Below are 762 nucleotides of genomic sequence, written 5' to 3'. Positions count from 1 at the left end.
ATTGGTGGCCTTTAGCAATTAATACTTCTCGCAGTTCAGGGAAGTTGTATATCTCGCCGTTAAAACTAACCCAAACTGATTTATCTTCATTATGAATAGGCTGCTCACCACCCTGAATATCGATGATGCTCAAACGCGTATGAACCAATAAGGCTTGGCTATCTAGATAGTAAGCTTGTCCGTCAGGGCCTCGATGGCGTAATTGTCCTGCCATTTGCTTGGCAAGTGCATAGCGATCTTTTTCAAACGGGGGGAGGCCAAACAAACCTGCTATTCCACACATAGGTTAACTCTCGATGTCGCTGCTTGAACTTATATCAGAATTTGATTGTATGTGTAACTGGATTATTGTATCCAGCATACCTTGAGTTGGCGTTAAGTTACTTTGACACTTCAGGTTGCATTCTTTCGAGAGAGCAACAAGTTGTGATTCATGGATATCAAGATAGGATTTTTTTAATTGTGCTATCTTGCTTGATCCTATTGAATTTGCAAATTGCGCTCCATGTTTATACCAGTAATATACTACTCGGTGCGTTCTTCCTGCTTTAGCAAGCGCGATACGAATTCTTACGTTTGGGTGTAGATCACTTGTCCATGCATAATCATTGATTAGCTGCCATCTGTTCTTATCAAATATTGTGTTCTGGCTATTGGCCATTTCTACATTACTATTGTTTAGGTAGGTGAGGATGTATAGGTCGAGCTGGTCTCCGAAGGCTCCGTATAAGCCTCGCGTTAAATTGGTTGGTTGTGGAAAGT

The 762-nt window shown here is 41.3% G+C and carries 1 protein-coding gene and 1 pseudogene; both read right to left on the bottom strand.

Features of this window, described 5'->3' with window-relative positions; genetic code table 11:
* A pseudogene (locus A3757_RS22475) lies at nt 1-283 on the bottom strand (asparagine synthetase B); the annotation flags it as partial.
* 3 nt (nt 284-286) lie between these two features.
* Nucleotides 287-762, bottom strand: a 476-nt coding sequence (locus A3757_RS22470; protein WP_156506497.1) for an exosortase-associated EpsI family protein, incomplete at its 5' end; no start/stop codon positions are given.

The organism is Oleiphilus sp. HI0117 (genome assembly GCF_001635235.1).
Note: the sequence above shows the minus strand (reverse complement) of the source record. Positions and strands in the feature narration are given on the sequence as shown.